Raw genomic sequence first — 25227 nt, 5'->3', positions numbered from 1 at the left:
GGTCAGCCCTTGATTGCTCCCTGCGTCAGCCCCTCGGTGAAGCGGCGCTGCATCAGGATGTAGAGAAGAATGATCGGCAGGAACGAAATGACGGTGCCTGAGAAGACCAAGCGGTAATCGGACGCATAGGTGCTGGCGAAACGCACGAGCCCGAGCGGCAGCGTCTGCACCTCCGGGCTGATCAGCACGATCAGCGGCAGGAAGAAGTCGTTCCAGGTGGAGAGCGCGCTGATGATGACGAGCGCTTGGACCGCCGGCGTTGAGATCGGCAGAAAGACCTTGGTGAGGATCTGGAAATGCGAGGCGCCGTCGATCTTGGCGGCTTCGATCAGATCGTCCGGCACGCCGATGAAGAAGCTGCGCATCAGGAAGATGCCGAAGGGAATGCCGTTGCTGACTTGCACCAGCACGATACCCGTCAGCGTGTTGACGAGATTCATCTTGAAGAGCACTTGGTAAAGCGGGATGACGATCGCCTGGACCGGCACGGTGAGGCCGAGAATGAAGGCATAGAACAGCCACTCCCGGCCGGGAAAGCGGATCTTGGCAAGCGCATAGCCGGCCGGCGCACAGGTGATGAGCGACAGGGCGACGACGCCGACGAGATTGATGAGGCTGTTGCCGACGAGGTCGCCGAAGCCGCCGATCTGCCAGGCGTCAAGATAATTCCGCCACATCAGATCGGCGGGCCAGGTAAAGGGATCCGCCCGGCCGATCTCGGCCTCGGTCTTGAAGCTCGAAATCAAGAGCCAGACGAAAGGGGCGAGGATCAGGATCAAGACCGGCGTCAGCGCCAGTGCCACCGGCCATTCGCGATTGCGCACACTCATCGGGAAAGCCTCGCGCGCCATCGGTTGAAGACGATGGTGATGGCGATCGCCAGCAGGCTGAGCAGGATGCAGAGCACCGCCGCAAGCCCGTGATCCTGGGACTGGAAGGCAAGCCGATAGATATAGGTCGTGATCAGCTCGCTCTGGTAGAACGGCCCGCCATTGGTCATGACGAACACGGTAGCGAAACCCTTCAGGCCGTTGATCATCGCCAGCGAGACGACGAAGGTCGTCACTTCGCGCAGTCCCGGCAGCGTCACGTAGATCAGCTTCTGGAAGGCATTGGCGCCGTCCACCTCGGCCGCGTCGTAAAGCGAGTGGTCGATATTCTGCAGGCCGGCGATGAAGAGCAGCATGTAGAGGCCGAAGCCCTGCCACGAGCTTGCGACATTGACGGAAAACAGCACCAAAGCGGGATCGGAAAGCCAACCCTGCGTGAAGGCGCCGAGCCCGATCCGCGTCAGCGCCGTGTTCAGCAGGCCGAAGAACGGATCGTAGATATTGGCCCAGATGACGCCGACGACGGCCAGCGACACGAGATGCGGCAGGAAGAAAGCGGTGCGGAAGAACACCTGGGTGACCTTGAGCCTGCTGACGGCAAGCGCCAAGAGAAGGCCGAGCCCGCCCGCCATCACCACATGGTAGGCCAGCCAGAGGAAGGTATGGGCTAGGCTCTTCCAGACGATCGGATCCTGCGCCGCCTTGGTGTAGTTGCCGATGCCGACGAAGCTCGCGGAGGTGTTGAAGCCGGCGGAACTGTTGAAGCTCAGCCAGAAGGTGGCGGCGATCGGCAGCAGCGTGAAGACGGCATAGAGCGCAAGCGCCGGCGCCATCAGCCAGAATGCGGTGCGGGCATCGCCATCGGGCGAAGCGGAGCCTGCTATCCGGCGTTTGGACATACGGGCGGGGTTGCCGCCCGTATGTCCCGCCACGGCAGGTGCAGTGCTGAGAGGAGCCATGACCTTGCTTCCCGGCGTTTCTGGGACGGCCACTATTTCGCCTCTGCCATCTTCGCCTGGAGCTGCTTCATGCCGTCCTCGCCGCCGATCTGGCCGGAGATCAGGCCCTGGATGACCTGGAAATAGGTGTCGAGCACGGGGCCTGGCAGATAGACGCTCGGATTGTAGCCGACGCCGCCGGCGGCTGCCGCGAAGATATCCTTCAGCACAGGGGTCGGCGGTTCGACGCCGGGGATTTCGCGCGGATAGATCATCGTGCTTGCCGGATCCTGCGCGCGTTTTTTCATCACCGCATCCGACAGCATGAAGTCGATCCACTTCATCGCCAGTTCCGGCTGCTTGGAATTGACCGGCACGAGCCAGCTCCAGCCGACGCCGCCGGTCGGGATATCAGCACCCTTGATGTCGGACGGCATGGGCGCGTAGCCGGCGTTGGCGAGGTCGTAGCCGGCCTTGCGGGCATTGGCGGTGAACCACGGGCCGGCAACGAACATCGCCGCGCGCTTGTTGAACCAGAGGCGCGAGGCGGCGTCGAGATCGAGGCCGGCCATCTCCTTCTTGATGTCGCCTGCCTCGACCAGCTTCTGCAGCCGGATGGCGCCGGCGGCGACCGACGGATCGTCCCAGGCGATTTCGCGGCGCAGTGCCTTGCCGATCACCTCCTTGCCGCTTGCCGATTGCAGCAGGTTGCCGAAAAGATGGCCGGCGCTGCCGGTCGTGCGCGGACCGATGGCGATCGGCTGCAGGCCGGCTGCCTCGATCGATTTCATCAGCGTTTCGAATTCGCTCCAGGTCGCCGGGATCTTCCAGCCCGCCTGCGCGAAAAGGTCCTTGTGATACCAGATGCCAAGCGCATCAAGGCCATCGGGAACCTCATAGATCTCACCGCCGAACTGGCCCTTCAGCTCGGTGTAGAGCCAGGGATAGATCTCGTCCTTCCAGCCGCGCTTTTCATATTGCTCGGTCAGCGGCATCACCTGCTTGGCATTTCTGACGACGCTGATGCGGCCGATGCCGGAGTTGGTGAGGATCACGTCGGGACCGGCATCCGACTGGATCGCCGCCTGCACCGCGCCGTTGCTGATCGTCCCGGTCGGCGGCATGAATTCGACTGTTACACCGGGATTGGCCTTTTCGAAATCGGCCTTGATGCCGTTCCACAGCTGCGCGACCAGCGGTTCGGTGATCTGTTCGGGACCCCACATTTTCAGGGTCTCAGCATGCGCCAGCGAACTTGCGGCGATCATCGCCGCCAGCGCCGTACCACGGGCAAGAAATTTCAGCATTGTTCCCTCCTCCGGGCCGCTCCACGGCCACGTTTTCGTTTGTCGAAAAGGAGACCTCCCTCTCCTTCATTCCCCTGGCATTCCATCCGGCTAGCGCGCCGGATTTTCCTTCTGAAACCGTGCCATAACGGCCTGCTGGACGTCGCTGATATGCGCGTGCATCAGCGCCTTGGCGCGGGTTATGTCACGCGCCCGGAAAGCCTGCAGGATCTGATCGCGTTCTTCGGCCGCCCTTTCGGCCAGGTCGCGGCTCTCATTGGCGATCGAACGGCAGATCTGGATCTGCAGCGCGAGCCGCGCCAGGGTTTCGATCAGCGGTGCGCTTCCCGAAAGCTCGGCGATGGTTTCGTGAAACTCCTTGTCGCGAATGCCGTAGGTCGCCATGTCGCCACGGCGCAGCGCCGCCACTGCCTCATCCAGAATACGTTCGAAGCCGGCGATATGCCGGTCGCTCATCTGCGGGACGGCGAGTTCGACGGCGAAGCATTCGAGCGTCTTGCGAAGCTCGTAGAGGTCGTCGATCTCCTTCGGCGTGAAGCTGCGCACGAAGAAGCCGCGATAGGGCTTGATCTCGATCAGCCCTTCCTTGGCTAGCGTGCCGATCGCCTCGCGGAACGGCGTGCGGCTGACCTGCAGGCGTTCTGTCAGTTCTTTTTCGTCGATCGAGACGCCGCTCGGCAGTTCGCCGGAGACGATCAGGCGAACGATTTCCTCGTAGATCCGCTCGCGAAGGGTGAGGTGGCGCGGTGCGTTCATGGTCTCCATTTCCGTCTGGCTTTCGTAATTTAAGTATGCAATATGCGAAAGAATATACAATATGGAAAATACAAAACGAGGAATTTTGTTGAAACCAGCGGAAGCTGGATAAAAAGGGGAGGAAAACCAATGGGAAAGGTCTATATCGTCGGCACTTGCGACACCAAGGGCGTTGAGCTGAACTATGCCAGGGAGGTGGTTCTTGCGGCTGGAACCGAGGCCGTGCTGGTCGATGTCGGCACGCTTGGCGAGGGTGCCGGTGCCGATATCCCGGCGCGCGACGTCGCCGTGTTTCATCCGGATGGTGCCGCGGCCGTGCTCGGACAGACGGACCGGGGGACGGCGGTCTCGGCCATGGCCAAGGCGCTGACGGCGTTCCTGAAATCGCGTGATGACATCGGCTCCGTGCTCGGCCTCGGCGGAACAGGCAATACCGCGCTGGTCACCGAGGCGATGCGGGCGCTTCCGATCGGCCTGCCGAAACTGATGGTCTCGACGGTGGCCTCAGGCAATGTGGCGCCCTATGTCGGCCCGAACGATCTGACCATGATGTATTCGGTCGTCGACATCGCCGGCCTGAATGCGATCTCGCGCAGGGTGATCGGCAATGCGGCCAATGCCGCGGCCGGCATGGCCCGCAACCCCGTTCCCGCTTCCACGGATGATCGGCCGGGGATCGGCATGAGCATGTTCGGCGTCACCACGCCTTGCGTCACGCAGGTTCGGGAGATGCTCGGCAAGACGCATGAAATCTACGTCTTCCATGCGACCGGCGTCGGCGGCCAGTCGATGGAGAAGCTTGCCGATTCCGGTCTGCTGCAGGGCGTGATCGATGTGACGACGACGGAGGTTCCCGATCTCCTTGTCGGCGGTGTCTTTCCCGCGACCGAGGATCGCTTCGGCGCCATCATCCGCACTGGCCTGCCCTATGTCGGCTCGGTCGGCGCCGTCGACATGGTGAATTTCGGCGCGCGGGACACGGTGCCGGCGCCGTTCCGCCACCGCAGGCTTCACGTCCACAATGCGCAGGTGACCCTGATGCGCACCACGCCGGAGGAAAATCGCCGGATCGGCGCCTTCATCGTCGAACGGCTCAACCGGATGCAGGGTCCGGTCCGTTTCCTGCTGCCGCTTCAGGGCGTGTCGGCGATCGACGCTGCCGGTCAGCCATTCCATGACCCTCAAGCCGACGACGCGCTGTTTTCCGCCATCCGCGTCGGCTGGCGCGATGCGCCGAACAGACGTCTCATCGAGATAGACGCCCATATCAACAGTCCGGAATTTGCCGCGGCACTCGTTGCCAGCTTCCATGAGATTCATGCCTGAGGAGAGAGCTTTGACCCGCATCGACAGAAACGACATTCTGAACAAGCTTCGCCGCAAGATCGCCGCAGGCCGGCCGATCATCGGCGGCGGCGCCGGCACCGGCCTTTCCGCCAAGAGCGAGGAGGCAGGCGGCATCGACCTGATCGTTATCTATAATTCCGGCCGCTACCGCATGGCCGGGCGCGGCTCGCTGGCCGGCCTGCTCGCCTATGGCAATGCCAACGAGATCGTCAAGGAGATGGGCCGCGAGGTGCTGCCGGTCGTGCGTCACACGCCGGTGCTTGCCGGCGTCAACGGCACCGATCCGTTCATGCTGCCCGATCACTTCCTCGACGAATTGAAGGCGATGGGGTTTGCCGGTATCCAGAACTTCCCGACCGTCGGGCTGATCGACGGCACCTTCCGGGCCAATCTCGAAGAAACCGGCATGGGTTTCGATCTGGAAATCGATATCATCGCCCGCGCCAATGCCAAGGATATGCTCACCACACCCTATGTTTTCAGCGCCGAGGACGCGGTTGCGATGACCAAGGCCGGCGCCGATATCGTCGTCTGCCACCTCGGCCTGACCACGGGCGGCGCGATCGGCGCCGAAACGGCGCTGACGCTCGACGGCTGCGTCGAGAAGATCAATGCATGGTCGGATGCTGCGAGGTCGGTGCGCGACGACGTCATCGTGCTCTGCCATGGCGGGCCGATCGCCATGCCCGCGGATGCCGCCTATGTGCTCGCCCACTGCAAGGGCTGCAACGGCTTCTACGGCGCAAGTTCGATGGAGCGGTTGCCGACCGAGGTGGCGATCAGGGCGCAGGTCGAGGACTTCGCGAAGATATAGGTGCCGCTTGGACCGGCCGTGCGCCAGCCGCCGGCGCCTCCGATGCGGGGCGCCGGCGGCAAAGAGCAGTGAGTCAGCCGCCGGTTTCCGCGAGGATCTCGTCCAACTGCCCGACGAGCACGCGGCTGTCCTCGACGTCATCAGCCATCTTGGAGAAGAGGCCCGCCATGCCGCGGAAGATGGTCGCAGCCGGATCATCTTCTCCCAGAAAATCGGCAATCTCCTGCATTTCGGCGACCCAGCGATAGGCTTTCGGATACATGTCGGGAATGGATTTCGACAGTTTGCGGTCGAAGTCGGGAAGGCTTTCGGAGAGCTCGGCCTTCAGGCTTTCGGCCGCACCGGACCGCGAGGCCGCAAGCAGCATGGCGGTGCCGAGGCCGATAAACCCCTTGTTGATGCCGGCATAACACATTTTCAGCGCCGACGCGGCGCCTAGCGGCCCATCGAGCCGGCGGACCCGCAAGCCGTAATTTTCGAGCAGCCTGCTCCGCTCCGCGCTATCGCCACTGATATAAATGGTCGGACCGGATTTGCCGGGAACCGGCGGCCCGCCGATGATGGCGCCATCCAGCACTTCCACGCCGCTGCCTTCGAAGCGTGCCGCCAAGGCCTGCATGGTTTTCGGCGCAATCGCGTTGAGGTCGATGAAGGGCGCCGGCGCCGGCATCATCGACGATATGTCCGCGACGAGTTCGGCGACGTTGATCGCTTCCGCCGGCGGAACGATCGACAGGATCAGCTCGGCCTTCGCCAACTCCTGGCGGCTGACCGGCACGATACCGGCCGCCTTTGCCCGCGCAATCGTCCGCTCGCTTCTGCCGTCAAGATTGGTCAGCACCGTGGCGCCATGGTCGATCAGCCGTTTGGCGACAGCGCTTCCCATCGCGCCAGACCCGATAATTGCAATATTCGGCATGTGAACCTCGATGATTGACGACCTCCCATCAAAGCTATTGCCGATGGCCATGCCGTCAACTGCGACGATCCGCCCGAGGTTCTCCTGAACAGATGCCACTTCCTGCGCCGGCGTTGCGATGTGACGGCATTTCTGCTTGATATCGGTCAAAGCGGGGACGGTCGACGGCAGTATAATCGATACGAACTGTCGCATTCGGGGGTATTAAATTCAATGTATCGCACGATCATCTGCGCCATAGGCATGGGTTCCCGGCAAACGGCCAACCGTCTTCTGCGCCGGGCTGCATCCCTTGTGGACGAGGGTGGAAGCATCGTCGTCACGCACATCATCGAGAATATCCCGCATCGTCACCTGACGGAGCTTCCCGAGGTCTTCGAAACGACCGCCATCGTCGACGCCGAAAGGAAACTGGCGGCCCTCTGCAAGGAGCTCGGGATCCCGGCGAGGATCGAGGTCCGTATCGGCGTTGCCGCCTCCGCGCTCGTCACAGTCGCCGGGGAGATGTCGGCCGATCTCATCCTGCTGTCATCGCATGTCAGCGATATCACCGACTACGTCTTTTCCTCGATCGTCGAGAAGGTCGTGCGTCACGCCGGGTGCTCGGTTCTCATCGACCGGCGGCCCGATCACGCCGATAAAGGCGCAGCACCCCAAGCCGAAGACACGGCGCCGCTCTGACCTTCGCCGCCTCCCCTCCCCGGCGGCGGTCTGAGAACCTATATCTTCCCCAAGCCAACCGGCAGTATCGACTGCCTTGACCGGAGATATGCATGAGCCAGGATCCCTACGAGCTTCTGGGCGTGAAGCGGGATGCGACGCAAAAAGATATTCAAAGCGCCTTCCGCAAGCTCGCCAAGAAACTGCACCCCGACCTCAACCCCGGCGACAGACACGCCGAGGAGCGGTTCAAGGAAATTTCGACCGCCTACGAGATCTTGAGCGATGAGGAAAAACGTGGCCGCTTCGACCGCGGCGAGATCGACATGACGGGTGCCGAGCGGGCGCAGCGCAGCTATTACCGCGACTATGCCTCGGCGAGCGGCGCCGACAATCCCTATCACAACAGTTCCGGCTTTGCCGATTTCGGCGATGTCAGCGATTCCTTTGCCAATTTCTTTTCGCGCCGTTCCGGCAGCGGCAGGATGCGCAGCCACGGCCAGGACCGGCGTTTCTCGTTGGAGGTCGACTTTCTCGAGGCGGTCAACGGCAGCAGGACCGGGGTCAAGCTGCCGGGCGGGCCGCAGCTCGACGTGCAGATCCCGCCCGGCACCCGCGACGGCCAGACCTTGCGGCTGCGCGGCAAGGGCGAGCCGGGCATTGGCGGCGGGCCGCCGGGCGATGCGCTCATCGAAATCCGCGTCAGTCCTCACCGCTTCTTCACCCGCGACGGCGACGATATCCGCTTGGAATTGCCGATTTCGCTCGAAGAAGCCGTGCTCGGCGGCAAGGTCCGGGCGCCGACACCTTCGGGACCGGTCAACCTGACATTGCCCCCGCACTCGAATACGGGCAAGGTCCTGCGTCTCAAGGGCAAAGGTGCTGCCAAACGCGGCGGCGGGCACGGCGACGTTTATGTCACTTTGAAGATCGTGCTGCCCGACAATCCCGACGAACGGCTGACGTTGCTGGTGAAGGAATGGGCGACGGCAAATCCATACGATCCGAGGAAGAACATGGAGACCTGATCATGAATGATCTCGAATTCCGTCTTTACTTGAAAATCGATGTTGTCCAGCTCGACCTCTGGATCGAACAGGGTTGGCTGATCCCCGAGACATCGGGCGGGCAACGGCAATTTCGCGACGCCGACGTCGCGCGTGCCCGGCTGATCCTGGACCTCATGGGAAACATGGGCGTCAACGAAGCCGGCGTCGATATCGTCATGGAGCTGGTGGACGAGTTGCACGGCCTGCGGGGAACGATGGGCCAGTTGATGACCGCCATCGGCAGGCAGGAGCGGGATGTTCAACGCCGGCTGTTCGAGAGCCTGGAGGACATCGGCCGGGTTTAGACGCTCCTTGCGCAGGCGTTTTCTTGCGCGCACGGCGGCGACAATGCGAGCCTGCTGCCTATAAGGAGGCAGTTGTAGCCTGGTGGAATGCCAGTCATCTGGTCATGGGTGACTGGGCATGCTATCGTCTGTGGCTGGGGGCCCGTCATGTCTGAATTGCTTCAAAAAGCATCGGGGCAGAGTGATCCGCGCGCAAAACGCCGGGCGGAAGTGCTGGTTTTCCTTATCCTTGCATTCGGAATATGGCCTCTGGTCGCTGTGGGCGTCGTCGGCGGTTATGGTTTCCTCGTATGGATGTTTCAGATTGTCTTCGGTCCTCCGGGGCCGCCGCCGGGGCATTGAGCCATGTCCCAAGCGCCGATGTCGAGACGTCAATTCCTCTCAGCCCGGCCGGCAACGACCGATCACAGGATTTGCCCGCCGGGAGCATCGATGCGAAGCCTTGCCGCGGCATGCACCGGATGCGGACAATGTGAGGAGCGATGTCCAACCCAGATAATCCGTCTCGTGGACGGACTGCCGTCGCTCGACTTCATGCGAGGCGAATGCACGTTCTGCGGTGAATGCGCGGCATCGTGCCCGGAACCGGTCTTCACCGTGGAACGGATCGATCGCTTTGCCCATGTCGCGGTGGTCGGCGATACCTGCCTGGCGAAGCGCGGCATCACCTGCCAGTCGTGTGGAGAAGCTTGTCCCCAGCAGGCAATCCGTTTTCGGCCCCGCATCGGCGGCCCGTTTGTTCCGGAGCTTCGCACCGAGATTTGCAACGGATGCGGGGGATGCATCGCCGGCTGTCCGGTTAACGCCATCACATTGCAGCCTTACGGGATGGAGGCGGCCGATGCCTGAGCGGCCTCTGCGCTATCACATATCGAGCGCCGTGGTTGCGACCATGCCGGCCCGCACCGGGGCTGTGCTCGCGGCGCTCGCCGAAATGCGGAATGTGGAGGTTCACGGTCATGCCAACGGCAAGATCGTCATCGTCATTGAGGGAACGAGCACGGGCATGCTTGGCGATCGTCTGTCGCAAATCTCGCTCCTGGATGGGGTGATTGCGGCGAACATGGTGTTCGAGCATGTCGAGGAGGAGATGCAAGGCCATGACGGGAGAATTGAACAGGCGTGACATTCTGAAGGCCCAGGCCGCCGCCATCGCCGCGGCCGCTGCCGGAATAGCGATGCCGGCTGCCGCTCAGCCGGTGCCCGGCGGCGTCGGTGCATTGGAGATCAAATGGTCGAAGGCTCCCTGCCGCTTCTGCGGCACCGGTTGCGGCGTCATGGTAGGCGTCAAGCAAGGCCAGGTCGTTGCAACGCATGGAGACATGCAGGCGGAGGTCAATCGCGGCCTGAACTGTATCAAGGGCTATTTCCTCTCCAAGATCATGTATGGCGAGGATAGGCTTCAGACCCCCCTGCTGCGCAAGCGCGACGGCCGCTATGCCAAAGACGGCGAGTTCGAACCGGTGAGCTGGGACGAGGCCTTCGACGTGATGGCCGAGCAATGCAAGAAAGTGCTCAAGGACAAGGGGCCGACGGCCGTCGGCATGTTCGGCTCGGGCCAGTGGACGATCTTTGAAGGATATGCCGCCACAAAGCTGATGCGGGCCGGTTTTCGTTCCAACAATCTGGACCCCAATGCCAGGCATTGCATGGCGTCTGCCGCTTACGGGTTCATGCGCACCTTCGGCATGGACGAGCCGATGGGCTGTTACGACGATTTCGAGAACGCCGACGCCTTCGTGCTCTGGGGTTCTAATATGGCGGAGATGCATCCGATCCTGTGGACGCGCGTCGCCGACCGCCGGCTGGGGCAACCGCATGTCCGCGTTGCGGTGCTTTCGACTTTTACCCACAGGAGCATGGATCTTGCCGACATTCCCATCGTCTTCAAGCCGGGAACCGATCTGGCGATCCTGAACTTCATTGCCAACCACATCATTCAGACGGGACGCGTGAACGAGGACTTCGTCCGCGACCACACGAAGTTTGCAAAAGGCGTCACCGATATCGGATACGGCCTGCGCCCGGACAATCCGGTTGAAGTCGCCGCGGCCAACGCCAAGAATCCCGGCAAAACCGAGCCGATGGATTTCGACGCCTTCAAGGAATTCGTTAGCGAATACACGCTGAAGAAGACGTCCGAACTCACCGGCGTCGATCCGGAATTCCTGGAGCAGCTTGCCGAACTCTATGCCGATCCCGGCCGCAAGGTCACGTCGCTTTGGACGATGGGCTTCAACCAGCATGTCCGCGGCGTCTGGGCGAACCAGATGGTCTACAATCTGCATTTGCTGACGGGCAAGATCTCCGAGCCGGGCAACAGCCCGTTCTCGCTGACCGGCCAGCCCTCAGCCTGCGGGACGGCCCGTGAAGTGGGGACCTTCGCCCATCGTCTTCCCGCCGACATGACGGTGGTGAATCCCGAGCACCGCAAGCATGCCGAAGAAATCTGGCGTGTCCCGCACGGGATCATCCCGGAGCAGCCTGGATATCATGCCGTCCAGCAGGACCGCATGCTGAAGGACGGCAAGCTGAATTTCTATTGGGTGCAGGTCAACAACAACGTCCAGGCCGGACCGAACACCAGCAACGAGACCTGGCAGGGTTATCGCAATCCGGAGAATTTCGTCGTGGTTTCGGATGCCTATCCGACCATAACGGCGATGAGCGCCGACCTGATCCTTCCCGCGGCGATGTGGGTCGAGAAGGAAGGCGCCTATGGAAATGCCGAACGGCGCACCCATGTCTGGCATCAGCTCGTTCAGGCCAAGGGAGAGGCGCGATCCGACCTCTGGCAGATCGTCGAATTCTCCAAGCGGTTTACCACCGACGAGGTCTGGTCGAAGGACATCCTCGATGCCAATGCGGAGTATCGGGGGAAAACGCTCTTCGACGTGCTCTTCCGCAATGGCGAGGTGGATCGATTTCCGCTCGGTGAGATCAGCGCCGAATACGACAATGCCGAGGCCAAGGCGTTCGGATTTTATATCCAGAAGGGCCTGTTCGAGGAGTATGCCTCCTTCGGGCGTGGCCACGGACACGACCTGGCGCCCTATGACCTCTATCATGAGGTACGCGGGTTGCGCTGGCCGGTGGTCAACGGCCAGGAGACGCGCTGGCGATACCGGGAAGGCTACGACCCCTATGTGAAGCCCGGTGAGGGCGTGAAGTTCTACGGCCAGAAGGACGGCAGGGCCGTCATCCTGGCCGTGCCCTACGAGCCGCCGGCCGAATCTCCCGACGATGAATTCGACTTTTGGCTGGTGACCGGCCGTGTGCTCGAACACTGGCACTCGGGATCGATGACGATGAGGGTTCCGGAGCTTTACCGGGCCTTTCCCGGGGCGCGATGTTTCATGAATGCCGAGGATGCCCGCAAGCGTGGCATCAACCAGGGAGCGGAGGTGCGGATCGTTTCCCGCCGCGGCGAGATCCGCTCGCGTATCGATATCAGGGGCCGGAATCGAATGCCGTCAGGCGTCATCTTCGTCCCCTGGTTCGATGCCAGCCAGTTGATCAACAAGGTCACGCTCGACGCCACCGATCCCATCTCCAAGCAGACGGATTTCAAAAAATGCGCGGTCAAGATTCTTCCCGCCGTTTAAGGCGACCGGAATGGCAGGCAATCGCAGCCGGCATCGTCGTTTTCCTGGCGACGGCCGCCTTCGGCCAGGTGGTGCAGCAAACCGTCCCCCAGTTGGAAGGCCCGACGCCCTCGATGGACACAGGGGATGCCAAGCCGCTGCCGAAGTGGATCGTCGACGACAAGCGCAGGATGCGCGCCTATCCGGACCAGCCGCCGATCATTCCGCATTCGATCGAAGGTTACGAACTGTCGGTCAACGCCAACCGCTGCCTTTCCTGCCACAAGCGGGAATTCACCCAAGATAGCGGCGCGCCGATGATCAGTGTCACCCACTATATGACGCGCGACGGCCAGATGCTCGCCGACGTCTCCCCTCGCCGCTACTTCTGTACGGCGTGCCATGTGCCGCAGGCGGACACCCCTGCGCTCGTCCCCAATGCGTTCAAGGATATGAGCGAGCTCGGTTTCAGACCGGCCGGGAGCGAGTGACCGTCATGATCGCATTTGTCAGGAAAGTGGTTCTCTGGGCGTGGTCGATCCTGACGACGCCGGCGGCGACGATCGGGCTCGGCGTCCTGACGCTCGGCGGCTTCGTCGGCGGCGTCCTCTTTTGGGGTGCGTTCAATACCGCACTGGAACTGACCAATACCGAAAAATTCTGCACCTCCTGTCATGAGATGCACGACAACGTCTATCAGGAGCTTTCACGCACCATCCATTTTTCCAACCGATCGGGCGTGCGGGCGACCTGCCCGGACTGCCACGTGCCGCATCAGTGGACCGACAAGATCGCCCGCAAGATGCAGGCCTCCAAGGAGGTCTGGGGCAAGATATTCGGCACGATCAACACTCGCCCGAAGTTTCTGGAAAAGCGGCTGGAGCTTGCCCAGCATGAATGGGCGCGCATGAAGGCCAATGACAGCCTGGAATGCCGCAACTGTCATTCGTCGGTGGCGATGGATCTGCAGAAGCAGACACAACGCGCTGCCGAGATCCACACCCGATATCTGCTTACCGGTCAGGCGACCTGCATCGACTGCCACAAGGGTATCGCCCATGAGCTGCCGAACATGGAAGGCATCGATCCCGGCTGGAAAATGCCGAAGGAGCTCGAGGGCAGGAAGATGGTGAATGCGACGCCTATCGACGACCTTCAGGAGGCCATGGCGAGGGCCCATGCCTCGTCCGTGGAGACTGCGAGATAGTCTTTCGCGGATAAATTCTCAGACGGTGTACCAGTAGCGGACGATGTGGAAGAACAGCGGCGCGGCGAAGGTGATGGAATCCAGGCGGTCGAGCACGCCGCCGTGACCCTCGATGACATAGCCCCAGTCCTTGGCGTTGAGGTCGCGCTTGATGGCCGACAGCACGAAGCCGCCGAAGAAGCCCGCGACGACGATGACCGTGCTGACGGCCGCCGCCTGCAGGGGTGAGAACGGCGTCAGGCGATAGAGCAGCGTGCCCACCAGGATGGCGGAGGCGCCGCCGCCAAAGAGGCCTTCGAGCGTCTTCGACGGGCTGATGTTGGGCGAGAAGCGGTGCTTTCCAAAGAGCTTGCCCCAGACATACTGGAAGACATCGCTAAGCTGCACGACGATGACGAGATAGACGAGGAGAAGGGCCGAGGGTGTGCCGGTCTGCAGCATCAGAAGTGCGGGAGCATGGCTGATCGAATAGACCGTCAGCATCAACCCCCATTGCACCCTGGCGGTGCGCGCCAGGAATTCGTTGACGTCGCCCGTCAAGGTCGCCACCGCCGGCAGGATCAGGAAGGCATAGACCGGGATGAAGATCGCGAAGAGGCCGTACCAGAGTGTCCCGAGCAGCACATAGTGCACCGGCAGGACGACGAAGAAGGACAGGAACAGCGCTAGGTGATCGCCGCGCCGCGACGGCGTCAGCGTCCAGAATTCGCGAAGCGCCATGAAGGACAGGAATGCGAACAGGGCGACCACCGCGGTATCGCCGAGCAGGATCGCGCCGCCGAATATCGCGACCATAATCCACCAGGAGCGGATTCGGGCATTGAGATTGTGGACGGTGGCAACGGAGCCGGGCTCTGTCGCGCGCTGCTGAAGGATGAAGCCGATGGCCGAGGCGACCGCCAGCAGGCCGAGGATTGCGGCAAGCACGATGGAGAAAAAGCTGGTCATGCGCTGTGCTTTCCGTCCGCTAACTCGATGACTGCTGCACGGGCGCGCGCCAGGAATGCGTCCTTTCCTTCGCCCGGTTCGACGCGCAGCGGCTTGCCGAAGCGTGCCGTACAGGTGATCGGCACGATCAATATGCTTCCCTTCGGCAGGATGCGCTGAAGATTGTCGAGATGGATCGGCACGAGATCGACATCGGGGAAACGGCAGGCAAGGCGATAGATGCCGCTGCGGAAAGGGGCGATCTCCTCGCTGGCGCTTCTCGTGCCTTCCGGAAAGATCAGGACCGAGCGCCCCTCCTCGAGCAGACGCTCGACCGGCTCCAGCGGATTGCTGTCGGGCAGAGGCTTGCGATCTATCAGGACGGCGCGCAGGCCTTTTTCGGCAATGAAACGCCGAAAAGCGCTCGTTCCCCAGTAATCGCGCGCCGCGACCGGGTGGGTCAGCCGCCGCACCGGCCACGGCAGGGCAGCCATGACGGCAACGGTATCGACATGGCTGTTGTGATTGGCGAAATAGATGCGGCGGCGAGGGTCGGGCGTACAGCCTCGCCACTCGCTTCGGGCGCCGACCATGATCCGGACGAACAGCACGAGAAGGCGACGGATGAGCGCGATCGCCCAGGACGACGACCGGCTCGCGATCGGCCGCCGCGAGGCGTCTTCTTCTTCACCCATTTCAATTTCCCCAACCCAATAGTTCTATGCATAACCTGCCGGAGTCGTCGCGCCAAGCCCCGCAGATCCGGCCTGAGAAGCACGGCGGCACTGGGCGTGCAGACCTGCGGCGTCTCGTTCTTTCAGCCAGGTTGCGGCGGCCGATTAGCCTGATTTTTAAGCCTGTTCGCTGCTTGACACATTTTTAGGCGCTACTATGATTTTTGAACCAGATGGTAAAAAAAGGGAGCAGTCATGACCAAAGACATCCTGATTTCACGCCGGGCAGTGATCGCGTCGGGCATCGCGTTTGGCGTCAGCAGCTTCGCCCCGCTCGCAAGGGCGGCTGCGCCGCTGAAGGTTGCCGGCATTCATGCGTCGCCGGTTGAAAATGCCTGGAACTCCTGTCTTCACAAGGCCCTTCAGGACGCGGCCAAGGACGGCGTCATCGAATATGTGTTCTCCGAAGGGGTCTCCGGCACCGATTATCCCCGCGCCATGCGCGAATATGCCGAACAGGGCAACAAGCTGATCATCGGCGAGGCCTATGCGGTGGAGAAGGAGGCCCGGCAGGTCGCGGCCGACTATCCCGATACCGCTTTCGTGTTGGGTTCGAGCGGCGAGCAGGCCGGCGACAATTTCGGCGTCTTCGGCACCTGGAACCACGACGGCGCTTATCTTGCCGGCATGCTGGCGGGCAAGATGACCAAGTCGAACGTCGTCGGTTCGGTCGGCGCCATTCCGATCCCCGAGGTCAATATGCTGATCAACGCCTTTGCCGCGGGCGTCAAGGCGGTCAACCCGGATGCCAAACATCTCGTCTCGTTCATCGGAACCTTCTTCGATCCGCCGAAGGCCCGTGAAGCCGGTCTTGCCCAGATCGACGCCGGCGCCGACATCCTGTTCGGCGAACGCATCGGCACGGCCGATGCCGCCAAGGAGCGCGGCATCAGATCGGTCGGCTCGCTGATCGATTACACGCCGCGTTATCCGGATACGGTGTTCGCCAACGCCATGTGGTATTTCCGCCCGATTCTGAATGCCGCGATCGCCGATGTCGCCGCCGGAAAACCGGTCGGCCGGAACTACACGTCTTACGGCCTGATGAAGGAAGGCGGCAGCGATATCGTCTTCGTCAAGGGTGTCGCGCCCGCCGAAGCGGAGGCCGCGATGGAAGCCAAGCGCGCCGAGATCAAGGCCGGCACCTTCGAAGTTCCGAAGATGATGGACGAGCCGAAGTAGTTCGGCTCATGCAGGGCGACGCGACGGAACTGGCGGCAGCGATCAGGCATGGCAGCCTGAGCGCTGCAGAAGCGATGCAGATCTCTCTCAAGAGAGCTGCACGGCATGAGTCGCTCGGCGCGATCGCCTATCTCGATGCCGCCATGGGCCTCGCCGCTGCACACGACCGCGACCGGGAACGGCAGAGCGCGCCCGGCGATTTTGTCGCCCGGCCCTTTGCCGGCGTGCCGACCTTGGCGAAAGATCTTGGCGGTCCCTTTGCCGGGCTGCCGGTCACGGCTGGTTCTCGCCTTTTCGAAAGAAAGGGCGGCGAAGCCGATTCCGATCTCGCTTCCCGGTTCCGCGATGCCGGCTTCTGCCTGTTCGGCCTGACGACGAGCCCGGAATTCGGCCTGTCGCTTGCCAGCGAACCGGCCACCGGCCCCATCTGCCGCAATCCGCTCGATCCGGCCCGCACCGCCGGCGGCTCCTCCGGCGGTGCGGCGGCGGCGGTTGCGGCCGGGATCGTTGCGATCGCCCATGCCACCGACGCCGGCGGTTCGATCCGTGTGCCGGCCGCCTGTTGCGGCCTCGTCGGACTGAAGCCGACGCGCGGCACCATGCCCGGCGGGCCATCCTTCGGCAATCACCTTGCCGGCATCGCAAGCGAACTGGCGGTGTGCCGGTCGGTGCGGGATACGGCCCTGATTTTCAGCCGGCTGAGCGGTCATGCGCGCGGCCCTGTTGCGGATCCCTCCCCCATCGATATCGACAACGGCCGCTTGCGGATCGGCCTGTTGACCGATACCGGGCCGACCTATCCGACCGAGAGCGATCGGCTTGCCGTCGTCGAGGATGCGGCGCGTGCGCTCGAGAGTGACGGACACGAGATCGTTCCACTGGCCTGGGCCGAGTTCGAATGGAGCGTTGCCGCGAGCGGGCGTGTCTTTGCCGATATCGTCTCCGTCAACCTCGCAACGCTCATCAAGGCAGCGGCTCTCGATAAGATCGGCGCCGAGCCTCTCACGCAGGCTTTCGCGGCGCGAGGAGGGGCGCTTTCGGCCGCCAAGCTCTGGAGCACGCTCAACGATGCCGTCCTGGTCAGCCATCGTCTCTGGTCGCTGTTCGACAGGATCGATTGCATCCTGATGCCGATGCTTGCCTATGCGCCCCTTGCGATCGGCTCCTTTCCGTCCGATCATGCCGACACGGATCTGCATCTCGAGCGAATGGCGGCATTCGCGCCGCTTGCCTGCCTGGCCAATATTTCGGGTTTTCCTGCTTTGACGCTCCCTTTCGGACAGGATCAACAGGCCATGCCGCTGCCGGTGCAGCTCCTGGCACCGATGGGCCGCGAGCCACGCCTTCTGTCGCTTGCCGCTCGCCTGGAGGCCGAGGGGCGATGGCAGCACCGGTTTCCGGTGGCGGGATTGCCGTCATGACCGGGCCTGTTCTGGAAATTATCGGTGTCAGCAAACGCTTCGGCGCCAATCTCGCCAATGATGATATTTCCATGATGCTCGCCAGAGGCGAGATCGTGGCCCTGCTCGGCGAGAACGGTGCCGGCAAGACCACGCTGATGAGCATTCTTTTCGGCCACTACATGCCGGATGCCGGCCGAATTCTGATCGAGGGCGCCGAGGTGCCGCCGGGAAAACCGCGTGCGGCGATCCGCGCCGGCGTCGGCATGGTGCATCAGCATTTCTCGCTGGCGCCCAATCTGACGGTGCTTGAAAATGTCATGACCGGCACCGAAAAACTATGGTCCTGGCGCTCGGCAACATCGGCGGCGCGCAAGAAGCTCCTGGCCATTTCCGAGCGCTTCGGCCTCACGGTCGATCCGGATGCCCGGCTTGGCGATCTGTCGGTCGGCGAGCAGCAGCGGGTGGAAATCCTCAAGGCGCTTTATAACGACGCCCGCATCCTGATCCTCGACGAGCCGACGGCGGTGCTCACCAATATCGAGGCCGAGCGGTTGTTCACGACACTGAAAGAAATGGCCCGTCAGGGCCTGTCACTGATCTTCATCTCGCACAAGCTCGACGAGGTGATGGCGGCGGCCGACCGCATCGTCGTGTTGCGCGGCGGCAAGATGGTCGCCGAGCGCAGGGCATCGGACACCAGCAAGGCGGAACTCGCCGAACTGATGGTCGGGCGGCGCGTGACACGGCCCGTGCGCGAGCCGTCGGCCCCCGGGGCCGTCGCCCTCGAAGCGGACGATGTGACGGTGCGCACCGGCGGCGTCGACCGGCTGAAATCGATCAGCTTCCGGCTGCATCAGGGAGAGATCCTCGGCATCATCGGCGTTTCGGGCAATGGCCAGGCGGCGCTGGCGCATCTTCTTTCCGGTACGCTGGCCCGCAGCGGCGGCGACCTCAAGCTGTTCGGGGAAGCGGTCGGCCATCTCAGCGTCGCCGATGTCGTCGAAGCCGGCATCGGCCGTATTCCCGAGGATCGCAACCATGAAGGGGTGATCGGGGAAATGGCGATCTGGGAAAACGCCGTACTGGAACGTATTGCCTCGCCGGCCTTCTCTCGCCGTGGTCTCGTCAACCGCAAGGCCGGCATAGCCTTCGCGAGGGAGATCATCGACGGGTTCGATGTTCGCGGCGGCGGCCCGGCCATTCGCACCCGGCTGCTTTCCGGGGGCAATATGCAGAAGCTGATCCTCGGGCGCAGCCTCTATCGGCGGCCGCGCATCCTGATTGCCGCACAGCCCGCCCGGGGCCTCGATGAAGGTGCGGTTGCCGCCGTGCACGCTCGCCTGCTCGAAGCCCGCCGGCAGGGGACCGCCGTGCTGCTGATCTCGGAGGATCTCGACGAGGTGATCGCGCTTGCCGATCGCATACAGGCAATTGTCGGCGGTCGCCTGTCGCCGCCCGTCGAGGCCGACGGCGCCGACGCCCGCAGGCTGGGGCTGATGATGGCCGGCGAATGGCAGGAAACCCCAGAGGCCGGCCATGCGATTTGAGCGCCGCGAGCATCGCCCGCTTTCCCTGTTGATACTTACGCCTATCGTCGCCGTCATCGCGGCGCTGGCTCTGGCGGGCATCCTGATCTCGATCGCCGGCGCGCCTGTTCTCGATGCCTATTGGCGCATCCTGACCGGCGCCTTCGGCTCGCGGCTGTCGGCGACCGAAACGCTGACGCGGGCGACGCCGCTGATGCTGACGGGGCTTGCCGCTGCCGTCGCCTTTCGGGCGCGGCTTTGGAATATCGGTGCCGAGGGCCAGTTCTATCTCGGCGCCATCGCCGTTGCGGCGGCAAGTTCGAAATTGCTGGGCAATCTTCCCGCGCCGATCCTCATCCCGCTCCTGCTGCTGATCGGCGCCATCGCCGGCATGGTGCTGATCCTGGTTCCGCTGTGGCTCAGGCTGCGCTTTTCCGTCGACGAGGTCGTCACCAGCCTGCTCCTGAACTTCATCGCCGTGCTTTTCGTCTCGATGCTGATCGATGGGGTTCTCAAGGATCCGCTCGCTTTCGGCTGGCCGCAGTCGCAATCCGTCAGCGATCACGCCATGCTGCCGAAGCTGATCGCCCGCTCGCGCCTGCATATCGGCTTTGCGATCGCGATCGCTCTTGCCGTCATCACCCATTTCGTTCAGTCCCGCACGGTGTTCGGCATGCAGTCCCGCGCCGCGGGCCTCAATCCCGCCGGTGCGGTCTTCGCAGGAGTGCCGCTCGGTGGAACGCTGGTGAAAGTCGCCTGCCTCTCGGGCGGGCTTGCGGGGCTCGCCGGCGCGATCGAGGTGATGGGCGTCAAGGGCTATGTGACGACCGACCTATCGCCCGGTTTCGGCTATGCCGGCATCGTCGTCGCCATGCTCGCCAACCTCAATCCGCTCGGCGTCGTCTTCGCCGCCATTTTCACCGCCACCATGTTCGTGGGGGCCGGCGGCATGAGCCGCGGCCTCGGCGTCCCGACCTATATCGCCGATGTCACCGTGGCGCTGTCGCTGCTGACGATGCTGATCGCGTTGTTCTTCACCCAATACAGGATCCGGCGATGATGCAGCTGTTCGATATCATCGCCTCCGCCGGGCTCTGGGCGGCAATCCTGCGGATCGCCACACCGCTGATCTTCGGCACGCTCGGTGCCCTGCTCTGCGAACGGGCCGGCGTGCTCAATCTCGGCATCGAAGGCATCATGACCTTCGGAGCGATGATCGGCTGGCTTTCCGTCTATCACGGCGCCGATCTGTGGATCGGCCTGCTGATTGCCGCAGTGGCCGGCGGCGTCTTCGGCCTGCTGCATGCGGGACTGACGGTGACGCTCGGCCTCTCGCAGCATGTCGCCGGTCTCGGCGTCACGCTCTTTGCGTCGAGCTTCAGCTACTATGTCTTCCGGCTGATCGTGCCGCTTGCCAATACGCCGCCCACCATCGTGCCGTTCCAGCCGATCGCCATTCCCGGCCTCTCGACGCTGCCTTTCATCGGCCCGGCCTTCTTCACGCAGACCGCGCCGACCTATCTTGCGATCCTGATCGCCCTGTTGATGGCCTACATCATCTTCCGCACGCCGGTGGGGCTTGCGATCCGCATGACCGGCGAGAACCCGCATGCGGCGGAAGCCCAGGGCGTCAATCCGATGAAGGTGCGTTACGGCGCGGTCATCGCCGGCAGCGCGCTGATGGGAATGGGCGGCGCCTTCCTGACCTTGTCGGCGTTCAACAGCTTCTTTCCAACCATGGTGCAGGGGCGGGGCTGGATCTGCATCGCGCTCGTCGTCTTCGCCTCCTGGCGTCCGGGCCGCGCGCTGTTCGGCGCCCTGCTCTTCGCCTTCTTCGATGCCTTTCAGCTTCGGCTGCAAACCGTGCTGAGCGGGCTGGTGCCCTATCAGCTCTTCCTGATGACGCCCTATATTCTCTCCATCGCCGCGCTTGCCGTCATGGCTCGCCGTGCCCGCGTCCCGCAGGCGCTGATGCAGCCCTATCGCCGCGGCGAGCGCTGAGACCGTCCACATCCAACGAGGCTCCGATGTTCGATCTGATCGTCAGAAACGCAAATCTCCCCGATGGCCGCACCGGCATCGATATCGGCATCGAGGGCGATCGGATCATCGCCGTCGAGGGCAATCTGCAGGCGCAGGCCGGGGAAGAAATCGACGCCACCGGCAGGCTGGTCAGTCCGCCTTTCGTCGATCCGCATTTTCATATGGACGCCACCCTGTCGCTCGGCCTGCCGCGCATGAACGTCTCCGGCACCCTGCTCGAAGGCATCGCGCTTTGGGGGGAGCTGCGCCCGATCGTGACGCGGGAAGAGCTGGTCGACCGTGCGCTGCGCTATTGCGATCTGGCGGTGACGCAAGGCCTGCTCTTCATCCGCAGCCATGTCGATACCAGCGATCCCAGGCTGGTGACGGTCGAGGCGATGATCGAGGTCCGCGAGAAGGTGGCGCCCTATATCGATCTGCAACTAGTCGCCTTCCCGCAAGACGGTTATTACCGCTCGCCGGGCGCGATCGACGCACTCAACCGCGCCCTCGACATGGGCGTCGACATCGTCGGCGGCATTCCGCACTTCGAACGGACGATGGGCGAAGGCACGGCCTCGGTCGAGGCGCTCTGCCGCATCGCTGCCGATCGCGGCCTGCCGGTCGACATGCATTGCGACGAAACCGACGACCCGCTGTCGCGCCATATCGAGACGCTGGCGGCTGAGACCATCCGCTTCGGCCTGCAGGGACGTGTCGCCGGCTCGCATCTGACCTCGATGCATTCGATGGACAATTATTATGTCTCGAAACTCATTCCGCTGATGGCGGAAGCCGAGATCAACGTCATTCCCAATCCGCTGATCAATATCATGCTGCAGGGCCGGCACGATACCTATCCGAAGCGGCGCGGCATGACCCGTGTGCGCGAGTTGATGGATGCCGGGCTCAACGTTTCCTTCGGGCACGATTGCGTCATGGATCCGTGGTATTCGATGGGATCGGGCGACATGCTGGAGGTCGGCCATATGGCGATCCATGTCGCGCAGATGGCCGGCATCGAAGACAAGAAGAAGATCTTCGATGCCCTGACCGTCAACTCGGCGAAGACGATGGGCCTTGAAGGTTACGGTCTCGAAAAAGGATGTAATGCCGATCTCGTCATCCTCCAGGCGCGCGACCCGTTGGAGGCGCTGCGGCTGAAGCCGAACCGGCTGGCGGTGATCCGCCGCGGCAGGGTCGTCGCCCGCTCGGCGCCGCGCATCGGCGAGCTTTTCCTGGATGGGCGCCCGGCCCGCATCGACGGCGGCCTAGATTACGCACCGCGCTATTGAGAGGCGGCGCCGACCATCGGATGAATTTGGCTGCCGGCCAGCGCGTTATCCCGCCGCGCGGCGAGCAGTGATGATCCAGGCGCGGGAGTCGAAAAACACCCCCTCCGGCGTCATATGCGCCGCCAGCAGATCACGCAGACGCCGCAGCGGTTTGCCGGGCGGTTCGTCGGTGCGCGCGAGCGCGTCCTTCACAAGATAAAGGCCGGCGAGCGCATCCGACGCCGCATCGACGTCCGCTCCATAGAAGACCGGCTCTCGCACCTCGGCAAAGTCGATCGACGTAAAACCTGCGCCGCTCAAAAGGTCCCTCGCAATGGGAGGATCGCCCAGCGAAAACGGATTGGGACCACCTGCCGAAGCCGCAGTTCCGGGCGCCAGCGCCTGTCGTATGGCGCCAGACCAATCGTTGCGCTCCCGGCTTTGCCATACCATCCACACAAGGCGCGCGCCCGGACGCATCGCCCGGCCGATATTGGCAAAGGCCGCCGCCGGATCGGCGAAAAACATGACGCCGAACCGGCTGATGCAGAGATCGAAACTGGCAGCCGGAAAGGCGTGGAATTGCGCGTCTGCCTGCTCGAACACCACATTTCGCAAACCCTCGCCAGCACTCCGTTGCCTTGCGACTTCGAGCATCTCGGCTGATGTATCCACTCCGACCACTGCTCCTTGCGTCGCGGCACGCGCGGCCTCGCGCGTCGTCTGCCCCGCGCCGCAGCCGATATCGAGCACCCGGTCACCGGGGGCAACGCCGGCAGCAACACTGAGGTGCCGATTGTGTCTCGCCAATTCCGCATCGTAAAAGTCGGCACGATCCAACGCCATGACACTCACTCTGCCTTGTTCGAGGATCAATCCTCAGTCTGACGCGTGGAGGGGTTTCGCATGCCAAGCCTCTCAACACTGATTGCATATTAGGATCAGTTATGCAAGATGGAGACTGATTGCCAACTACAATCGGAAAGATTGAGGTATGGAAATGACCGGAGCAACTCTCGTCGCAGAAAAGATCGTCGCATTCGAATATACCCAACTGCACACCCAGGCCTTCGGCGATCCGGCCCACCCGCCCGTGTTGTTGATCATGGGGGTGATGTCTTCGATGCTGTGGTGGCCGGAAAGGTTCTGTGAGGAACTCGCCGCCCAAGGACGCTACGTCATCCGCTACGACCAGCGCGACACCGGTCTTTCCACGTGTTACCCGCCGGGCGAGCCGGGCTATTCGTTTGGCGATCTGGCCGACGACGCCATCGCCGTTCTCGACGGTTATGGCATTGAAGCCGCGCATCTGGTGGGCATGTCGATGGGCGGTTTCCTGGCGCAAGAGGCCGCATTGCGCCAGCCCAAGCGCGTGCGGACACTCACCGTGATCAGCTCGTCGCCGCTGGGAGTCGACGGGCTGCCTTCTTCGACCAAAGCTTACAAGGAACATTCCGCTGCTGCCGAAAACATCGACTGGTCGGATCTTGGGGCCATCGCCGATTTCCTGCGTCGCGATTCAGCCATGCTGGCCGGCACCAGGCATCCGCACGATGCCGAGGCGGCGGGTGCCCTCATCGCACGCGACATGGACCGGGCCGCGTCCTTTGTCAGCGCGACCAACCATTTCATGCTTTTGAGCGAGGACAAGGCGGAAACGCTGCATGCGTCCCGCATCGAAGTCCCGGTTCTCGTCATTCACGGCACGTCGGACCCGCTATTCCCGATCGAACACGGAGAAGCCTTCATCCGTGTCGCGCCGACCGCCCAACTGCACCGGATCGTTGGCGGCGGGCACGAAATTCACGATCGGGACATCGACGAAATGGTGCGCGTCATCGCCGATCGCACGGGGTTCTGACCCGCCTGCTGAGCGGTGTACGCGCCATGCACGCCGGCCTTGTTTCCGGCATGCATGCGCGATTGCGTCAGGCGATCTTCTGGCGGGCCGGCAGTTTCCAGCCGGGCCGGACGAAGTGGCAGGTATAGCCGTTCGGAATCCGCTCGAGATAGTCCTGGTGCTCGGGCTCGGCCTCCCAGAAATCGCTGACCGGCACGACTTCGGTGACGACCTTGCCGGGCCACAGGCCGGAGGCGTCGACATCGGCGATCGTATCGCGGGCGACGCGCTCCTGCTCGGGACTGACGGTGAAGATCGCCGAGCGGTAGCTCGTGCCGACGTCGTTGCCCTGGCGGTTTCGCGTGCTCGGGTCATGGATCTGGAAGAAGAATTCGAGAATTTCGCGGTAGCTGATCCTGGCGGGATCGAAGAGGATCTCGATCGCCTCGGCATGGGCTCCGTGGTTGCGGTAGGTCGCATTCGCCACATCCCCGCCGGTATAGCCGACGCGGGTGGAAATCACGCCATTGTACCGGCGGATGAGGTCCTGCATGCCCCAGAAGCAGCCACCGGCGAGCACTGCACGTTCTTCGGTCATTGGAT

General features: G+C 63.0%; 27 protein-coding genes. 18 read left to right on the top strand and 9 right to left on the bottom strand.

The genetic code is table 11. The features are described from left to right. Positions 1-2: 2 nt before the first annotated feature. From CO666_RS26145 to CO666_RS26130, 4 genes are all read right to left on the bottom strand, one after another. Entirely contained in the window at positions 3-830 is an 828-nt protein-coding gene (locus tag CO666_RS26145; protein WP_097614962.1) for a carbohydrate ABC transporter permease, read from the bottom strand. Then, complete coding sequence (locus CO666_RS26140) at positions 827-1789, bottom strand: carbohydrate ABC transporter permease (protein WP_245436869.1); 963 nt, start codon at positions 1787-1789, stop codon at positions 827-829. The genes CO666_RS26145 and CO666_RS26140 overlap by 4 nt, the downstream gene beginning before the upstream one ends. Positions 1790-1821: 32 nt before the next feature. Next, positions 1822-3075 (bottom strand): ABC transporter substrate-binding protein, encoded by a 1254-nt coding sequence (locus CO666_RS26135; RefSeq protein WP_097614941.1) that lies wholly within the window; start codon positions 3073-3075, stop codon positions 1822-1824. A 90-nt stretch (positions 3076-3165) separates the two neighbouring features. Continuing rightward, entirely contained in the window at positions 3166-3831 is a 666-nt protein-coding gene (locus CO666_RS26130; protein WP_097614940.1) for a GntR family transcriptional regulator, read from the bottom strand. Between the two features lie 129 nt (positions 3832-3960). Here CO666_RS26130 and CO666_RS26125 point away from each other — a divergent pair, with 129 nt between their 5' ends. Continuing rightward, positions 3961-5157 carry a Tm-1-like ATP-binding domain-containing protein gene (locus CO666_RS26125; RefSeq protein ID WP_097614939.1) on the top strand — a complete coding sequence of 399 codons (1197 nt, stop codon included), beginning with the start codon at positions 3961-3963 and terminating at the stop codon, positions 5155-5157. After that, positions 5150-5992 (top strand): phosphoenolpyruvate hydrolase family protein, encoded by an 843-nt coding sequence (locus tag CO666_RS26120; RefSeq protein WP_097614938.1) that lies wholly within the window; start codon positions 5150-5152, stop codon positions 5990-5992. The genes CO666_RS26125 and CO666_RS26120 overlap by 8 nt, the downstream gene beginning before the upstream one ends. A gap of 73 nt (positions 5993-6065) precedes the next feature. On the opposite strand, the gene CO666_RS26115 is transcribed toward CO666_RS26120, so the two are convergent. Then, complete coding sequence (locus CO666_RS26115; RefSeq protein ID WP_097614961.1) at positions 6066-6962, bottom strand: NAD(P)-dependent oxidoreductase; 897 nt, start codon at positions 6960-6962, stop codon at positions 6066-6068. A 162-nt stretch (positions 6963-7124) separates the two neighbouring features. Here CO666_RS26115 and CO666_RS26110 point away from each other — a divergent pair, with 162 nt between their 5' ends. The 9 genes from CO666_RS26110 (at position 7125) to CO666_RS26070 (ending at position 13716) form a co-directional block, all read left to right on the top strand. Then, a complete protein-coding gene (locus tag CO666_RS26110) occupies positions 7125-7592 on the top strand; it encodes a universal stress protein (RefSeq protein WP_097614937.1) in 468 nt (155 codons plus the stop codon). Positions 7593-7684: 92 nt separating this feature from the next. After that, positions 7685-8599 carry a DnaJ C-terminal domain-containing protein gene (locus CO666_RS26105; protein WP_097614936.1) on the top strand — a complete coding sequence of 305 codons (915 nt, stop codon included), beginning with the start codon at positions 7685-7687 and terminating at the stop codon, positions 8597-8599. Positions 8600-8601: 2 nt separating this feature from the next. Continuing rightward, the gene (locus CO666_RS26100) at positions 8602-8925 is read left to right on the top strand and encodes a chaperone modulator CbpM (protein ID WP_097614935.1); all 324 of its coding nucleotides are present in this window, start codon (positions 8602-8604) and stop codon (positions 8923-8925) included. Positions 8926-9072: 147 nt separating this feature from the next. Beyond that, on the top strand, positions 9073-9267 hold the full coding sequence (napE, locus tag CO666_RS26095; RefSeq protein ID WP_097614960.1) for a periplasmic nitrate reductase, NapE protein: 195 nt from the start codon (positions 9073-9075) through the stop codon (positions 9265-9267). Between the two features lie 3 nt (positions 9268-9270). Then, complete coding sequence (napF, locus tag CO666_RS26090) at positions 9271-9774, top strand: ferredoxin-type protein NapF (RefSeq protein ID WP_097614934.1); 504 nt, start codon at positions 9271-9273, stop codon at positions 9772-9774. Beyond that, positions 9767-10051 carry a chaperone NapD gene (locus tag CO666_RS26085; RefSeq protein ID WP_097614933.1) on the top strand — a complete coding sequence of 95 codons (285 nt, stop codon included), beginning with the start codon at positions 9767-9769 and terminating at the stop codon, positions 10049-10051. The genes napF and CO666_RS26085 overlap by 8 nt, the downstream gene beginning before the upstream one ends. After that, the gene (gene napA / locus CO666_RS26080) at positions 10026-12530 is read left to right on the top strand and encodes a periplasmic nitrate reductase subunit alpha (protein ID WP_097614932.1); all 2505 of its coding nucleotides are present in this window, start codon (positions 10026-10028) and stop codon (positions 12528-12530) included. Before CO666_RS26085 ends, napA begins: the two co-directional genes overlap by 26 nt. Beyond that, positions 12500-13000 carry a nitrate reductase cytochrome c-type subunit gene (locus CO666_RS26075; RefSeq protein WP_097614931.1) on the top strand — a complete coding sequence of 167 codons (501 nt, stop codon included), beginning with the start codon at positions 12500-12502 and terminating at the stop codon, positions 12998-13000. Before napA ends, CO666_RS26075 begins: the two co-directional genes overlap by 31 nt. A 5-nt stretch (positions 13001-13005) precedes the next feature. Continuing rightward, positions 13006-13716 (top strand): NapC/NirT family cytochrome c, encoded by a 711-nt coding sequence (locus CO666_RS26070; protein ID WP_179869767.1) that lies wholly within the window; start codon positions 13006-13008, stop codon positions 13714-13716. An 18-nt stretch (positions 13717-13734) separates the two neighbouring features. Here CO666_RS26070 and CO666_RS26065 read toward each other — a convergent pair whose 3' ends face one another. Together CO666_RS26065 and CO666_RS26060 are read right to left on the bottom strand one after the other, a co-directional pair. Beyond that, positions 13735-14664 carry a phosphatidate cytidylyltransferase gene (locus CO666_RS26065; RefSeq protein ID WP_097614930.1) on the bottom strand — a complete coding sequence of 310 codons (930 nt, stop codon included), beginning with the start codon at positions 14662-14664 and terminating at the stop codon, positions 13735-13737. Further along, positions 14661-15338, bottom strand: a complete 678-nt coding sequence (locus CO666_RS26060; RefSeq protein ID WP_245436868.1) for a lysophospholipid acyltransferase family protein — start codon at positions 15336-15338, stop codon at positions 14661-14663. The genes CO666_RS26065 and CO666_RS26060 overlap by 4 nt, the downstream gene beginning before the upstream one ends. Before the next feature lie 234 nt (positions 15339-15572). Between CO666_RS26060 and CO666_RS26055 the strand changes: the two genes are divergently transcribed. Genes CO666_RS26055 through CO666_RS26030 form a run of 6 tightly spaced genes read left to right on the top strand, consistent with a single transcriptional unit; the run spans position 15573 to position 22805 of the window. Then, positions 15573-16559, top strand: a complete 987-nt coding sequence (locus CO666_RS26055) for a BMP family protein (protein ID WP_097614929.1) — start codon at positions 15573-15575, stop codon at positions 16557-16559. Positions 16560-16567: 8 nt separating this feature from the next. Next, a complete protein-coding gene (locus CO666_RS26050) occupies positions 16568-17980 on the top strand; it encodes an amidase (RefSeq protein ID WP_097614928.1) in 1413 nt (470 codons plus the stop codon). Beyond that, positions 17977-19509 (top strand): ABC transporter ATP-binding protein, encoded by a 1533-nt coding sequence (locus tag CO666_RS26045; protein WP_097614957.1) that lies wholly within the window; start codon positions 17977-17979, stop codon positions 19507-19509. Before CO666_RS26050 ends, CO666_RS26045 begins: the two co-directional genes overlap by 4 nt. Further along, entirely contained in the window at positions 19499-20548 is a 1050-nt protein-coding gene (locus CO666_RS26040) for an ABC transporter permease (RefSeq protein ID WP_097614927.1), read from the top strand. Before CO666_RS26045 ends, CO666_RS26040 begins: the two co-directional genes overlap by 11 nt. Then, positions 20545-21489: an ABC transporter permease gene (locus CO666_RS26035; RefSeq protein ID WP_097614926.1), complete on the top strand. Its 945-nt coding sequence runs from the start codon at positions 20545-20547 to the stop codon at positions 21487-21489. The genes CO666_RS26040 and CO666_RS26035 overlap by 4 nt, the downstream gene beginning before the upstream one ends. A 26-nt stretch (positions 21490-21515) precedes the next feature. Continuing rightward, positions 21516-22805 carry an amidohydrolase family protein gene (locus CO666_RS26030; protein WP_097614925.1) on the top strand — a complete coding sequence of 430 codons (1290 nt, stop codon included), beginning with the start codon at positions 21516-21518 and terminating at the stop codon, positions 22803-22805. Between the two features lie 45 nt (positions 22806-22850). Here CO666_RS26030 and CO666_RS26025 read toward each other — a convergent pair whose 3' ends face one another. Beyond that, the gene (locus CO666_RS26025) at positions 22851-23630 is read right to left on the bottom strand and encodes a class I SAM-dependent methyltransferase (protein ID WP_097614924.1); all 780 of its coding nucleotides are present in this window, start codon (positions 23628-23630) and stop codon (positions 22851-22853) included. A gap of 148 nt (positions 23631-23778) precedes the next feature. Between CO666_RS26025 and CO666_RS26020 the strand changes: the two genes are divergently transcribed. Next, the gene (locus tag CO666_RS26020; protein ID WP_097614923.1) at positions 23779-24645 is read left to right on the top strand and encodes an alpha/beta fold hydrolase; all 867 of its coding nucleotides are present in this window, start codon (positions 23779-23781) and stop codon (positions 24643-24645) included. A gap of 67 nt (positions 24646-24712) precedes the next feature. Here CO666_RS26020 and msrA read toward each other — a convergent pair whose 3' ends face one another. Next, positions 24713-25222 carry a peptide-methionine (S)-S-oxide reductase MsrA gene (msrA, locus tag CO666_RS26015; protein WP_097614922.1) on the bottom strand — a complete coding sequence of 170 codons (510 nt, stop codon included), beginning with the start codon at positions 25220-25222 and terminating at the stop codon, positions 24713-24715. Positions 25223-25227: the final 5 nt, after the last annotated feature.

The organism is Rhizobium chutanense (genome assembly GCF_002531935.1).
Classification (GTDB): domain Bacteria; phylum Pseudomonadota; class Alphaproteobacteria; order Rhizobiales; family Rhizobiaceae; genus Rhizobium; species Rhizobium chutanense.
This window is presented reverse-complemented; position numbering and strand designations above follow the sequence as displayed.